Genomic DNA, 14,225 nt, shown 5'->3' on the forward strand with positions numbered 1-14,225 from the left:
CTCGGCCATCGGGCAGGTTCTAAAATGGTGACCTTGCAAGTTTCTCGCGTGGCCAACCCCTTGGGGCCGTACCGCGCAAGCCCAGAAGTAGTCAGTTTTCCCTTTGGAGCCGTTCAGGCCTGTCAAGCCCCGCTCCTTGTTCGAGTTGAACGGTTCCCAGCCATCCATGTCAAACATCTCTTCCAGCAGCCAGCCCGCCGACGCCACCTCATCGGCCACGGCAGATCGTCGCGAATTCAACCTGAGCGACTTCGATTTCGAACTCCCCGAATCCCTGATCGCACAACACCCGACCGCCGTGCGCAGCGCCTCGCGCCTGCTGGACGGCCGCCTGAGCGAGCCCGTGGACCGCATCTTCAACGAGTTGCCCGATCTGCTGCAGCCCGGTGACCTGCTGGTCTTCAACGACACGCGCGTGCTCAAGGCCCGCTTGTTCGGCGAAAAGGAAAGCGGCGGCAAGCTGGAGATTCTGGTCGAGCGCGTGCTGCAGGGCAACGAGGTCGTCGTCCACATGCGCGTGAGCAAGAAGCCGCTGATCGGCGGTCGCATGCACCTGTGCGGCGGCCTGAAGAATGGCGGCTTCGACGCGGTTCTGCTCGGTCGCTGGCCCGACGAGAACGGGCAACTGTTCCACCTCGCCTTCACCGGCCCCAAGGGCGAGACACCGTATGAGCTGATGGAGCAGCACGGTCACCTGCCGCTGCCGCCCTACATCGAACGCCAGCAAAGCACCGGCGAAGATCCCGACGAAGCCGAAGACACCGAACGCTATCAGACCGTGTTCGCGGCCAATCCCGGCGCGGTGGCCGCACCGACGGCTGCGCTGCACTTCGACGAGTCCGTGCTCGAGCGCCTGAAGGAGCGCGGCGTGGAGCGCGCCAGCGTCACGCTGCACGTGGGCGCAGGCACCTTCCAGCCGGTGAAGACCGAGAATCTCTCCGAGCACGTGATGCACAGCGAGTGGTACAGCATCCCCATGGCCACGCTGGCAGCGCTGGAGCGCACCCGCCAGCGCGGCGGCCGCGTCGTCGCGGTGGGCACGACGACCGTGCGCACGCTCGAATCCTGGGCCAAGAGCGGCAACATCTCGGGCGACACCAACATCTTCATCACCCCCGGTTTTCAATACCAGGTGGTGGACATGCTGATCACCAATTTCCACCTGCCCAAGAGCACGCTGATGATGCTGGTGAGCGCGTTTGCGGGCTACGAGCACATCATGAGTCTGTACAAGCACGCGATTGCCGAGCAGTACCGATTCTTCAGCTACGGCGATTCGATGCTGCTGTCACGCAAGCGCGGATAAATAGTCCACTCAAGCAAAAAGACCGACTTCTTCCAGTCGGTCTTTTTTTGTGCGCAATGCAACTGCACCTCTACTTGTTGAGTGCCACCGGTTGCTGCGTCTGCACGCCAAACACCACGCGCGCCAACTCGTGAAACTTGCGCACATTGGCCGTCGTGCCTTCAGCGCCCAACGGCTCGGGATTGACCTGCACGTTGACGAGCGCCTTGCGCACATCAGGCTCTGCAATCGCTTCAAGCACCCACTTGGTGAGCTTCTGGCGGATCGGCTCTGGCAAACCGGCTGGTGCAGTCCACAGGAATGAACCGCCAAACGCGCTGTCCCACTGTTTGAAGCCTTGCTGCGCAACCGACTGCACGCCGTTCACGCCTTCCGGCGGCGCATCGGTGCCGAAGTACGCCAGCGCCTTCAGCTTGCCGCCGCGCACGAAGGTGGTGGACAGCGGGTCGATCACCAGATCGACATGCCCGCCAATCGCGTCGTTGATCGCCGCCGCGCTGCCCTTGTAGGGCACATGCTGCAACTGGATACCAGTGAGCTGCTGAAAGTATTCACCCGCCATGTGACCGGGCGTGCCCACGCCCGACGTGCCAAGCGAGACGGGATGCTTCTTCGCGTACTCCACCAGCTCCTTGAGGTTCCTGGCCGGAAAATCCGGGCGCACCGCAAACGTGGTGATGCCATTGCCCACGTAGGCAATCGACTGGAAGGACTTGAACGGATCAAACTGCACCGGCACGAGCTGCGGCGCAATCGCCAGATTGCCGATGGACGCGTTGAGCAGCGTGTAGCCATCGGGCTTGGACTTGGCGACGAACTGCGCGCCAATCGTGCCGCCCGCGCCCGGCTTGTAATCCAGAATCACCGGCTGACCCGCGCGCGCCGACACCTTGTCGGCAATCAGCCGCGCGACGTTGTCGTTGGTGCCGCCGGGCGTGTAGGGAACGACCAGCGTGATCGGCTTGGTCGGCCAGGCTGCGTCCGCTGCGGACGTGCTGGCAAACGAGTGCGACACCGCTGCGGCAGAGCACATCACGGCCACCAGAGACAACACACCCAAAGTACGGCGGCGACGAGAGATGCCCAACTGACTCATTTCGATTTCCTTGTTCTTGCAGAACCATTCACAACAGGAAACCGAGTCTAGAAATCAGGCCGAAATCGCGCCAATAAGCTTTGGCGCTATCCAAGCACGGAAATCTTCTAAGAAGATTCCGACACAAGCTTATTCAGCACTTAACGTGATGCCGTGACCGGCTCCAGCCCCGTCTCCTCGATGGTCTTGCGCGCCTCGGGCGAGGTGTAGAACTTGAGCAGCGATTCCAGCCCTTGCGGGTTGGTCGAAGTCTTGGCGATGCCTGCCGAAAAGAAGGTGTACTGCTGCATCGATTCGGGAATCTTTCCGGCAAAACTCGTGCCCTGAATCGGCAACAGCTCGCTCACCTGCTGCAGCCCGATCTCCGCCTCGCCGCGCGCCACGATGGTGCCCACGCGCTCGGTCACGATCTTGCGGCTCTTGGGCATGATCTGGTCGTGGATGCCGAGCTTTCTGAGCATCTCGGTTTCAAAGTAAGTGCCGCTCGCGCTGGCCGAATAGGCAATGCTCTTGGCGCTCAAAAGCACCTGTTTGAATTTTTCTTCGGTGCTGATGTCCGGCACGGGCGCGCCCTTCTTCACCGACAGGCCAATGGCCGAGCGCACCAAGTCGATCTGCGTGCCCGGTTTCACATAGCCTTGCGTAGCCAGCTGATCGAGCGACGAACGCGCCAGAATCACCACATCGGCGATCTCGCCCTTTTCCAGCCGGTTGGGGATCGATGTGGGCGACGAGCCCATCGACGAGCCCAGCGCCGTCTCGACCATGTAGCCCGTGGCTCGGGTGAACTCGGGTGCCAGCCGCTGGTGCGCCTCGGCAAAGCCGCCGGACGTCATCACCCGAACAGGCTGGTCGTGAAAGACCTGCTGGCGCGGCAGTTGCGTGCAACCGGCGGCCAGGGCCACGGCGGCCAGCAGTACCGCTCGGCGGCTCAGACTCGACAACGGGGAAGAGGAAGATTCGGCGGGGTGCATCGATGGGGTCTCCATGAACAGTGCAGTTCAACAGTGCGGTTCTTGTGATCGCGAGTATGCGCAAGGAATCCGCAGCCGCCATCCAACAGAGTGAAAGCATTTGTCAGCCGACCGAGCAGGCTCCTGCGGATTCCGCAAATCGGCAAGCACGATGACCAGTCCATTTTTATAATCGATTTCCAACACCGCACCAGCACGCATTGGCCTCCGCCGGAGTCCGGTTGATGCGGTCAACCCCAGCCGCTGTTGACGTGGTGGCAGCCAACCGTGTCCAAGCTCCCCGACCGCGAAACCGACCGCACGCCAGCGACCACTGCACCCGCCCCAGCACCCGCCCCAGCACCGGCTCCGGCACGGATTCACCCCTCGGCCATCACCGGCATCGGCCTGACCGTCGCGGCCACAGCGGCGTTCTCGGTGCTTGATGCGGGCTCCAAATATGTCGGCTCGCTGTTGCCGATCTTCATGGCGCTGTGGCTGCGCTACAGCCTGCAGAGCATCTTCACCATCAGCTTTGCCACCAGCCGCTCGGGCACGGCGATCTTCAAGACCAGGCACTGGCGCTTTCAGCTCATGCGCGGCGTGCTGTTCTGCGTGAGCAATGGCTGCGCGATGATGAGCCTGCGTTATCTGCCGCTGGCCGAATTCACCGCCATCGTCGCGATGACGCCGATCGCCATGACGCTGGTCGCCGCGCTGTGGCTCAAGCAACCTGTGAGCCGCCTGCGCTGGGTGCTGGTGTTCGTGGGGTTTGCGGGCACGCTGATCATCATCCGGCCCGGTGGCGAAAATTTCCGATTCGGCACGCTGCTCTGGCCCATGCTGCAGTTGCTGGCCAACACCGCCTACCAGATCGTCAGCAGCGAAATGGCGGGCAAGGAGCGCCCCGAAACCACGCAGATCTACACCAGCCTGCTGGCCTTTGCGCTCACCACGCTGATGCTGCCCTGGACCTGGACGGGCGGCATGACGCCAGCGTTGTGGATCGGCGCGTTCTGCATGGGTCTGGGCAGCGCCGTCGGCCATCTGCTGATGCTCAAGGCGTATGAGTACGCGCGGCCCGCCACCATCACGCCGTTTCTCTACAGCCAGATTCCGTTTGCGCTGTGCGCGGGCTGGTTCCTGTACGGGCACATCCCCGACCAATGGGCCGTGATCGGCATGGTGACGATTGCGGTCGGCGGCATGCTGAGCGTGTGGCTTTCGGTGCGGGAAAGCCGTTGAAACTCAGGCGCTCTGCTGACCTGGTCAATCAGTAGCCAACAGCCTGCCCATCCTTGCGCGGATCGGAGCCCGCGATGTAGTGATCACCATCGCGCAGAATCAGCTGCGCTCCGCCGAATGCGAACACGCCGTTGCCCTCTTCCACGGTGATGTCGTGACCACGCGCGCGCAACTCGGCCAGCACCTGGGCGTCGAACGCGGGCTCGACCGCCACTTTCTTGCCACCCGTCACACGCCAGCGCGGCGCATCGGCGGCCGCCTGCGGGTTCTGGCCGTAGCGCAACACGCGCAGCGCCATCTGCAGATGGCCTTGCGACTGCATCGGGCCGCCCATCACGCCGAACGCCATCTGCGGCGTGCCGTCGGCCTTCATCGCAAACGCGGGGATGATGGTGTGCGAAGGACGCTTGTTCGGACCCACCTCGTTGGCGTGACCGGCTTGCGTGGTGAAGCCGCAGCCACGGTTCTGCAGGCTGATGCCCGTGCCCGGCACGACCACGCCCGAGCCGAAGCCCATGTAGTTGGACTGGATGAACGAGACCATCATGCCGCTTTCGTCCGCCGCGCACAGATAGACCGTGCCGCCCGGCTTCGGAGCACCGTAGGTCGGGTCACCTGCGGTTTGCAGATTGATGAGCTTGGCGCGCTCGCGCAGATAGTCGCGGTTGAGCAGTTCTTCCTGCGGCTTCACGCGCATGTGGTCCATGTCGGCGTTGTATTCGTTCAGATCGGCCAGCGCGAGCTTCATGGCTTCGATCTGCAGATGCACGCTGTCCGCGCTGTCGAGCGGCGCGCCGCCGACCTTCAGCTCGTCGAGCATGCCCAGCGCCATCAGCGCCGCAATGCCCTGGCCGTTCGGAGGAATCTCGTGGATCACCGAATCGCCGAATGGCTGCGACACCGTGCCCACCCAATCGGCCTTGTGCGCGGCCAGATCCTCGACAGTCATCACGCCGCCGTTGGCCTGCGAATGTGCCGCCATCTTCTGCGCGAGTTCGCCGCAGTAGAAGGCCTCGCCCTTGGTTTGCGCGATCAGCTCCAGCGTGCGCGCATGCGCTTCGCTCTTGAAGATTTCCCCCGCGCGCATCGCACGGCCATTCGGCATGAAGCACTCTGCAAAACCGGGCTGCGTGCCTAGCTTTTGCGAGCCCAGTTCCCACAGCGTGGCGATCACGGGCGACACCGGGAAGCCGTTGCGTGCGTAGTCGATGGCCGGTTGCGCAACCTGCTCGAAAGGCAGCTTGCCGAAGCGGCGCGACAGCTCCACCCATGCCGAAACGGCACCGGGCACGGTCACCGCATTCCAACCCTTTTCAGGAATGCCGCCGAGCTTCTGGAAGTATTCGGGCGTCCATGCAGCGGGCGAGCGACCCGAGGCGTTGAGGCCATGCAGCTCCTTGCCATCCCACAGAATTGCGAACGCATCGCTACCGATGCCGCAGCCCGAAGGCTCGACCACGGTCAGCGTCATCGCGGCAGCAATCGCGGCATCGACCGCGTTGCCACCGGCCAGCAGCATGCGCAGACCAGCCTGCGCAGCCAGCGGTTGCGAGGTGCTGACCACATTGCGGCCCAGCACGGAGGAACGGTGAGAAGCGTAGGGCAGTGCCCAGTCCTTGATGATCGCGTCAGCCATGTCTTGTGTCTTCTTCAGTCGAGTTTGATGTCGTTGTCCTTGATGACCTTGGCCCAGCGTGCGCTGTCGGCCTTCACCATGGAATGGAATTGCGCGGGCGTGCCCGGCTTGGCGGGCTCTGCGCCCAGCTTGGCCAAGGCCGTTGCCACTTCGGGGTTCTGGATCGCCTTGTTGAACGCCGCGTTGATCTTGCTGGCCAGCGCAGGACTCATGCCCGCCGGGCCATACACGCCGAACCAGGTGACGGACGAATAACCCGGCAGCGTCTCGGCAATCGTCGGCAACTCGGGCGCGAGCGAGCTGCGCTGCAGGCTGGTCACAGCCAGCGCCTTCAGGCGGCCACTGGTCACATGCGGCATGCCGGTGGGAATCGAATCGAACAGGATATGCACCTGCCCCGCCACCAGATCGGTGATCGACTGCGCCGTGCCCTTGTATGGCACATGCGTGAGCTTGACGCCCGCGCGCGCCGAAAACTCCAGCGCGTTCAGATGCACGATGGTGCCGTTGCCGCTGGTCGCGTAATTCAGCTTGCCGGGATTGGCCTTGGCGTAGGCGATCAGTTCCTGCACGTTCTTCACGGGCAGCGAGGGCGTCACCAGCAGCACGCTGGCCGCATCGGCCACATGCGCAATCGGCGTGAAATCTTTTTCGACGTTATAGGCCAGGCGCGGCATCAGATGCGGCGAAATCGCATGCGTGCTGCTGGTGGTGAACAACAGCGTTGCGCCATCAGGAGCCGCCTTCACGCCTTCGGCCGCGCCAATCGTGCCGCCCGCGCCGGGCTTGTTGTCGATGACGAACTGTTGGCCCAGATCCTGCGAGACGCGCTGCGCGATCACGCGCGAGATCAGGTCGGTCGCGCCACTCGACGGAAACGGCACGACCACGCGCACCGGCTTGCTGGGCCACGCATCGGCGGCGGAGTCGGCGAACGCGGATGCGCCGCACAGCACGCCAGTGGCCATCAATGTGCCAAGCAGGGTACGACGGCTCCATTGCCGCGCTGCAAAAGACTGGTCCATGGGTTCCTCGTGCTGTCCAGAAAAAAGGCTTCCATCTTATGCAGCCCGGCGCGCGGGCACCACCAGAAATTCGGCAAATCCGGTTTGCCGATTCAGCAATGCTTCACAATCGGCACCATTGAATCGGGCAAACCAAGGAAGCATCGGCCATGACCGCCACCAACCAATTGCAGGACACCGCGCTGCGCTACTTTCTCGAAGTGGCGCAGTGCGGCTCGGTCAGCCTCGCCTCGCAGCGCCTGCACGTTGCCATGTCCGCCATCAGCCGCCAGATCGCGAATCTCGAACTGCAACTGGAAACGCCGCTCTTCGAGCGCCACGCACGCGGCATGGTGCCAACGGCTGCAGGCGACATCCTCGCGCGCCACGCAAGGCGCATCAGTCTCGAAGCCGAGCAGGCGGTCGAAGCCATCCACGCGCTCGCCAGCCTGCGCAGCGGCGCGGTGCGCATCGCCACATCGGATGCCTTCGCCAACGAACTGGTGCCGGCCGCCTGCGCGCAATTCCAGCAGGACTATCCAGGCGTGCGCTTCGAGGTGCTGGTCTGCCCGACCCCGCAGGTCTCCAGCAAAGTGCTCGCGGGCGATGCGGAAATCGGCCTGTGCTTCAGCCTCGCGCCCGTCAAGGACATCCATGTCGTGCATCGCCAGACCGCGCCTGTCGTCGCCATCCTGCCGCCCGGCCATGCGCTGGCACGCAAGCGGCGCGTCTCGCTGGCCGAGATCACGCGCTATCCGCTGGCCTTGCCACCTGCCGAAACCGCAGTACGCCAGGTCGTCGACATGGCCTGCGCGCGACAGGAGTTGGCGCTCGATCCGGTGCTTGTCAGCAGCCACGCGCAGACGCTGCTCAAATTCGTTCAGCACAGCAACGGCGTGAGCGTATCGAGCGAAGTCAGCGTGCGCCATCTGGTGGCCAGCGGCGAACTCGTCGCCAAGCCCATTGCCGATGCCGGCATGGACCTGCGCGACATCGAAGTGCAGACGCTCGCCGAGCGCACGCTGCAGCCCGCGACCGAGGCTTATCTGGAACTTCTGATCAGCCGCCTGAAATCGTGATTTCTGCGAACTGCCTCAAGTCCACCAGTAACGCAGTATGTGAAAGAAGATCGGCGCGGAAAAGCAGATCGAATCGATGCGGTCGAGCATGCCGCCATGGCCTTGAATCAACTGGCCCCAGTCCTTCACGCCACGATCGCGTTTGATGGCCGACATCACCAGCCCGCCAAAGAAGCCGAACAGGCAGACGATGAACGCGACCAGCGCCGCCTGCCAGTGCGTGAACGGTGTCATCCACGACAACAGCACGCCCAACCCGGTCGCCAGCGCAATACCGCCCACCAGACCTTCGATGGTCTTCGATGGCGAGAGCACGGGCGCCACCTTGTGCTTGCCAAACAGCTTGCCGCAGACATACTGCAGCACGTCGGACGCCTGCACCACGAAGATCAGCCACATCGCGGGCCAGATCTTGTCGCCATGGAAATCCGCCAGATTCAGCGTGACCAGCGCAGGCACATACGAGATGCAGTACACCGACACCATCAGACCCCATTGGATCTTGGCGCTGCGCTCGAGAAAATGCTTGGTATCTTCCTGCTTCAAGCCCGCAATCGGCAGCAGCAGAAAAACGTAGAGCGGAATGAAGATCGAATACATGCCATACCAGTCCACATAGATGAGAAAGTACTGGTACGGCAGCACGAAGTAGAACGCGATGAGAAGCGAGAAATAGTCCCCGCGCCGCGTGGGCAGCAGGCTGATGAACTCGCGCAGCGCAAACAGCGAGATCAGCGCGAACAGCACGATGAACGCGCCTTTGCCGAGCACGATGGCCACGGCGATCAGGCTCATCATCACCCACCATGCGTTGATGCGCGAGTTCAGGTTGACGATGACAGGCGACGGCATCGGACCCGAGCGCCGCTTGAGAATCCAGCCGATCGTCGATGCGAACAAAAGGATCGCCGCAAGAATGCCGAACAGCAGATAGGTCTGCGAAGCGTAGGCGGGCGTCATTGCTGCACCTCCTTGAGCTTGAGAAGTTCGCTGGCTGCGTACTGCAGATATTCCGCTTTGGGCATGCCCTCCTTGCGTTCGAGCGGCGCACCAAAGGTCACGGTCGAGAGCAGCGGAATCGGCACCAGCGCGCCCTTGGGCATCACGCGCCGCAGGTTGGTGATCCACACCGGCACCAGCTCGACATCGGGAAACGCCTCCTTCAGATAGAACAAGCCGCTCTTGAATTCGAGCAAGTCCACATCGTCCTCCAGATTGCGCGTGCCTTCGGGAAAGAAGATGATCGAAAAGCCGTTGGAAAGCGCATCCTTCACCGGCTGCAGCGGATCGGACTGGCCTTCACGGTTGCGATTGATCGTCACACCGTTGAACGTGTCCTGAATCAGAAAGCGCCGCAGCCCGTCCTTGAGCCAGTAATCCGATGCTGCAATCGGCCTTGTATTGCGCCGCATGAAGCGCGGCAGCGAAGCCCACAGCAAAATGAAGTCGATATGGCTGTTGTGGTTCGCAAAATAAATGCGTTGCTCGGTCGATGGCTTGCTGCCATACCAGATGCTTCGCGCGCCCGTCAGCAGCCGTGCGCTGCTGCGCGTGAGAAAAGCCACAAAGCGCCCCAGCGAGCGAAGAATGACGTTGTTGTTCGAACTCATCGAAAGAATCCAGTCACCAAGTTTCCGTTGCGCATCGTGTCTTGTCTTGCCTCGGCTTATCCGCGCGGCAAGGTGGTGCACAGAACCACCACGGCGATCATCAGCAGATATTGAAGCACGAGCAGGAGTATCTGCATTTTGAACAAGCGTAAGCAGCCCTGCTGCCGCATACTCCAGTCGCGTCCTGCCTTGGCTTGCGGCATCAGGCCAAAGTGCATGAGGCTTTGGTCGAGCAACTGCGTGGCGCTCTTTTCGCTCGTTCCCGTGTCGATCATCCGCGCCACATGCGAGAGCAGATCGGCATCGAATTTCACGCGTACCGCAACGTAATGCTGCACGGCGATCAACACGAGAGACAAGCCGATCAAAACCCAGCAAGTGACGAACTGGCCACTTTGCAGAATCCAGGCCAACAGCGTAACGGCGAACGCAAGGTAGGCAGATTTCAAAACCGAATCGCCATTCGCGAGCAAGCGCGAAAGCACGTGAAGATGCATGGTCGTCATCTGGCTCCCTCGTTTTTCAAAAGCTGCAGTTGCGCCAACTGTTCTGGCTTGAGCACCACCCAGGGTCGGGCTTGTTGAATGATATTTGCCGCAGCGTCTGCCGAATCGGCAATGCCGCTTTTCATCAGCCACGCGCACAACACCGCTGCGCTGCGTGAATAGCCCAGCGCGCAGAACACCAGCACCGAACGCGGTTTGTCGGATTGCAGCAAGGCATCCAGTCGCTGCGCTGCGATGGTCAATTGCTCGACATTCAAAGGAATCAGATCGAGCGAAAGATATTGCGCATAAGCTCGATGCTGAGAGACAGGCAACTCTGCCACGCAATCGAACAGCGCGTCGTAAGCCGCTGCATCGTGTATCGATGGAATGCGGCCAAGATGCAGCTTCACGCCGTGGTCCTCGTACACAAGCGAGTCCTCGGGATGTACGCGCGTCCACAGACGGCTGTTGATCCATGCACCTACAAAGTACGGTGCGAACAAAAGCCAACTCGCCACCGTCATCGCACCATTGCCCTGCTTTTGAAAATAGTGCGGTCGCGCTGTCAGATAAGCCAGCGCGACCAGCAGCATGCTCACTGCGGGATAAAGCAACCACAGCCACGCCCCGCCGCATGCAAAACCCACAGCGCTGAACACTGCTGTGCCAATCAGGTAGAAGAAGGCTTGCCGAACATGCTTGCCCGTGCGCGTTGACGCATCATCCTTTTCAAACGGCGACTTGCCATGCAACGGATACAGCCACATGCACAGAGCACCCGCGAGCAAGCCCGTGGGAATGTCGATGAAGTGATGCTGCCAGGTGGTGAGCACCGAGAGCCCGATCAGAAAGCACCACAGATGCACCAGCCACACCCACGCTGCGGGCACATGACGACGGTAGAAATCCCACAGAATCAGCAGCAGCACGATGTGCAGCGAAGGTGCTTGATTGAAGGGCTTGTCGAAGCCCATGAGTACGTCAAACCACAGGCCAAAGAAGCCGTCGAGTGGTGGGCGCTCGAAACTGAACTTGAGCGGGAACAGCACAAAGCACGCGATCGAAATGACCTGCGCGGTGAACAGCCGCAGGGCCTGCTGGCGCAACTCGAACCGCGTCCAGCACAGCAACAGCGACAGGCCGTAGAACAGATCGATGGACCAATAAGGAACAATCGTCCACGGCCACAGCGGAATGTGCTTTTCCCAAGCGAACACGATGCTGGGCACATCGCTCAAACCTGATGCGTGCTGATTCGCAAAGCCGTAAGTGAGAAAGAAAAACGGCGCAAGGCACAGCAGATACAGCACGCCGCGCTTCCATACGCCGGGCTCCCGGATGTCACGCATAGCCTGCATCACAGCTTCTGCGCCACAGCCACGGTGAAGATGCCGAACTCGTCGATGCGCTGATCGATCTTGCGAAAGCCCGCCTGCTCGACCAGCGCATCCATCTCGGCCTGCGAACGCATGCGCATCACCCACGCATCGCCCTGCCGGTGCGAGGTGAGCACACGCGCAATGAACTCCTGCTGCGGATGCCAGATCTGGCAGGTGTAGACCAGATAACCGCCCTGCTCCACAGCCTGCTCCAAGCCCTTGAGCGAGCGGCGCAGCAGATCGTTGTCATTGAACAGTTCATACAGCCCCGACACCACGGCCAGATTCACCTTGGGCGTGATCGCCTCGAGCGATTCGGTGTTGAACGCATCGCCATGCACGAACTGCGCGATGTCGGACAGCTTGCGTTCCTCAATCAGCTTCTGACCCGCTGCCACATTGATGTCGCTGTAGTCGCGCAGCAGCACGGACGCAGGCCGCTTTTCGAAGCCCGCCACCGCATCGAGGATGTAGCGGCCATGGCCCGATGCAATATCGAGCATGCGAACGTCGCGGCCTTGTTCGGTCAGCTTGCGGGCTTGCTTCTTGAGCAGGTCTTCGATGTTGATCTTGCGTACGCGAATGCCGCGCCAGCCAATCGCTGCGAGGTATTGCTTGTCCATCAGCTTGCCGATGAAGCCTTTGCTCTCGGGCTGGTTGCGGTAGACAAAATCGAGCGTGCTGCCCGAGTCGTAACCCGTGTCCTCGCCGATTTTCAAACCGGTCGAGAACTTGCTGCCGAACTTGAGATTGGCTTTGGCGAGCTTCCAGTAGCGATCACGCAGAGAGCCTTGCGGCAATGGCGTGCTGAGCTCCTCCGCAAGCGCGCAGCCCGATCCGATCTTGTCCGCATCGAGCACATCGGGCGCTTGATAAGACGTTGCAGAACACTGCGTGATGAAGCGCCGAATCTTGCGCACCGCAATCATGCGGTCCTTCTCGCCGAGCGTGTCGTGATAGAAGCCCGGCAGCGTATGGAACTCCTTGAGCGGATGCGAAAGCCGTTCATAGAAATCGCGCTGCGGCTTTTTCTTCACCACAAAATCCGAGCCTGACGACAGCACCTGCGTGGGCACATGGATGTTCTCGGAACTGGCGACGATGCGGTCCGACGCTTCATACAGACCGAGCAGCATGCGCACGGAAATCGCACGTGCAATCTGCGGGTCGGTGTCATACGCTGCGGCACGTTCCTTGTCGTGCGTGAGCATGCCGGACTTCACATAGCTGGTGATGAAGAAGTTGCCGCGCAGCTTGCTCATCAGTGTCAGGCCGGGCCTTGCGAACGGCACATAGAGCTTGATGTCGAACGCAGGCGACGCCATGCACAGCGCGCGAATTCTGGGGGCGTAGTCATGCACCCAAGTGGCGGCGAGCACCGCACCCACGCTTTGCGCCACCACTGCCATGTTTTCGGCTTGGGTGCCGAACTCGGTTTGCAGATGCTGCTTGAAGCATTCGATGTCGTGCACGCAGGCTGAGAACGAAGGCGCATCGCCACGCGCTCCGGGCGACTGTCCATGTCCGCGTGCATCCCATGCGTAGAAATCAAAGTCCGGCAGATCAAGTTCTTCGACCAGATGCTCCATGCGCCCCGAATGCTCATGTCCGCGATGGAACAGCAGAACCGCTTTCTTCTCCGCACCGGGCGCGCTGGCCTGCCAACGCTGAAAAAACAACTCCGTGCCGTCGTGGCTCACAAACCTGTGCTGACTGTTGACTCTCATCCGCCCTCCCGTGGGAACATTGCATGAACCGAGTGACTTGCTGCGCAGCTTGTGGTGTTGTCAGCGCGCTGTCGAAATACCGTTTTTGATCCGATTGAACAAAGTACGCAACAGCAATGCACTGACCGCCGCCAGCAGCACGCTGCAGATGTTGGCAAGCACCTGCTGCGAAGCACCCATCGCCGGTGCAAACACCAGAATCACGGAGATCAGACCGAAGGCGAACGCACGGTCGCTCTTGCCCATGGGGCCGTCATAGCGACGCTCGGCACTGATCAACGGAGCCATCACGCCCGCGTATTCGCTGAGCCCCGCAAGAAAGATGGCGATGGCCAGCAACCAGGGATCGACGGCCGCAAAAGCCGCAAAGCATGCATAGAGCGCGGTGTCCGAGACCACATCGCACAGCTCGTTGTAGTACGCGCCCAATTTGGATTGCTGCGCGAACTCGCGCGCGAGCATGCCGTCGATGGCGTTGAATGCCATGCGCACGAGCATCCATGCCGGAAAGAGAAGCAGCCACGCAGTAGGCGCGCGGCCAAGGTGAAAGAAGTAGAGAAACCCCGCCAGCGCCACCGAGATGAACATCGCCGTGAGCGTGACCTGATTGGCCGTAACGCCTGCGCTGTGCAGACGGGTGACCAGCGGCCTCAGAAGGTTTTGGAATGCAGGTTTGAGTTGGTAAATCGATGGCATGTGGAA

General features: G+C 61.4%; 13 protein-coding genes. 3 read left to right on the forward strand and 10 right to left on the reverse strand.

The genetic code is table 11. The features are described 5' to 3' along the window. Positions 1–166: 166 nt before the first annotated feature. Complete coding sequence (gene queA, locus G7048_RS08740) at positions 167–1,306, forward strand: tRNA preQ1(34) S-adenosylmethionine ribosyltransferase-isomerase QueA (protein ID WP_166067759.1); 1,140 nt, start codon at positions 167–169, stop codon at positions 1,304–1,306. 70 nt (positions 1,307–1,376) lie between these two features. Here the strand turns inward: queA and G7048_RS08745 are convergent, their stop codons facing one another. Then, entirely contained in the window at positions 1,377–2,402 is a 1,026-nt protein-coding gene (locus G7048_RS08745) for a tripartite tricarboxylate transporter substrate binding protein (protein ID WP_166067760.1), read from the reverse strand. A 140-nt stretch (positions 2,403–2,542) separates the two neighbouring features. Then, positions 2,543–3,391 carry a substrate-binding domain-containing protein gene (locus tag G7048_RS08750; RefSeq protein ID WP_240933220.1) on the reverse strand — a complete coding sequence of 283 codons (849 nt, stop codon included), beginning with the start codon at positions 3,389–3,391 and terminating at the stop codon, positions 2,543–2,545. Positions 3,392–3,733: 342 nt separating this feature from the next. On the opposite strand from G7048_RS08750, the gene G7048_RS08755 reads away from it, so the two are divergent. Next, a complete protein-coding gene (locus tag G7048_RS08755) occupies positions 3,734–4,600 on the forward strand; it encodes a DMT family transporter (RefSeq protein WP_240933303.1) in 867 nt (288 codons plus the stop codon). Between the two features lie 28 nt (positions 4,601–4,628). Here G7048_RS08755 and G7048_RS08760 read toward each other — a convergent pair whose 3' ends face one another. Continuing rightward, positions 4,629–6,236 (reverse strand): gamma-glutamyltransferase family protein, encoded by a 1,608-nt coding sequence (locus tag G7048_RS08760; RefSeq protein ID WP_166067762.1) that lies wholly within the window; start codon positions 6,234–6,236, stop codon positions 4,629–4,631. A 14-nt stretch (positions 6,237–6,250) separates the two neighbouring features. After that, positions 6,251–7,204 carry a tripartite tricarboxylate transporter substrate binding protein gene (locus G7048_RS08765; RefSeq protein ID WP_166070880.1) on the reverse strand — a complete coding sequence of 318 codons (954 nt, stop codon included), beginning with the start codon at positions 7,202–7,204 and terminating at the stop codon, positions 6,251–6,253. 206 nt (positions 7,205–7,410) lie between these two features. Between G7048_RS08765 and G7048_RS08770 the strand changes: the two genes are divergently transcribed. Continuing rightward, positions 7,411–8,319: a LysR family transcriptional regulator gene (locus G7048_RS08770; protein ID WP_166067763.1), complete on the forward strand. Its 909-nt coding sequence runs from the start codon at positions 7,411–7,413 to the stop codon at positions 8,317–8,319. Between the two features lie 15 nt (positions 8,320–8,334). Here G7048_RS08770 and G7048_RS08775 read toward each other — a convergent pair whose 3' ends face one another. Genes G7048_RS08775 through G7048_RS08800 form a run of 6 tightly spaced genes read right to left on the reverse strand, consistent with a single transcriptional unit; the run spans position 8,335 to position 14,219 of the window. Then, entirely contained in the window at positions 8,335–9,279 is a 945-nt protein-coding gene (locus G7048_RS08775) for a phosphatidate cytidylyltransferase (RefSeq protein WP_166067764.1), read from the reverse strand. Next, positions 9,276–9,929 (reverse strand): lysophospholipid acyltransferase family protein, encoded by a 654-nt coding sequence (locus G7048_RS08780; protein ID WP_166067765.1) that lies wholly within the window; start codon positions 9,927–9,929, stop codon positions 9,276–9,278. The genes G7048_RS08775 and G7048_RS08780 overlap by 4 nt, the downstream gene beginning before the upstream one ends. Before the next feature lie 56 nt (positions 9,930–9,985). Then, on the reverse strand, positions 9,986–10,435 hold the full coding sequence (locus G7048_RS08785) for a hypothetical protein (RefSeq protein WP_166067766.1): 450 nt from the start codon (positions 10,433–10,435) through the stop codon (positions 9,986–9,988). After that, positions 10,432–11,775 (reverse strand): phosphatase PAP2/dual specificity phosphatase family protein, encoded by a 1,344-nt coding sequence (locus G7048_RS08790; protein ID WP_166067767.1) that lies wholly within the window; start codon positions 11,773–11,775, stop codon positions 10,432–10,434. Before G7048_RS08790 ends, G7048_RS08785 begins: the two co-directional genes overlap by 4 nt. After that, a complete protein-coding gene (locus tag G7048_RS08795; protein WP_166067768.1) occupies positions 11,775–13,523 on the reverse strand; it encodes a bifunctional alpha/beta hydrolase/class I SAM-dependent methyltransferase in 1,749 nt (582 codons plus the stop codon). The genes G7048_RS08790 and G7048_RS08795 overlap by 1 nt, the downstream gene beginning before the upstream one ends. 60 nt (positions 13,524–13,583) lie before the next feature. Continuing rightward, positions 13,584–14,219, reverse strand: coding sequence for a CDP-alcohol phosphatidyltransferase family protein (locus G7048_RS08800; protein ID WP_166067769.1), 636 nt, complete (start codon positions 14,217–14,219; stop codon positions 13,584–13,586). Positions 14,220–14,225 lie beyond the last annotated feature (6 nt).

This window comes from Diaphorobacter sp. HDW4B, from assembly GCF_011305535.1.
Taxonomy (GTDB): Bacteria; Pseudomonadota; Gammaproteobacteria; order Burkholderiales; family Burkholderiaceae_C; genus Diaphorobacter_A.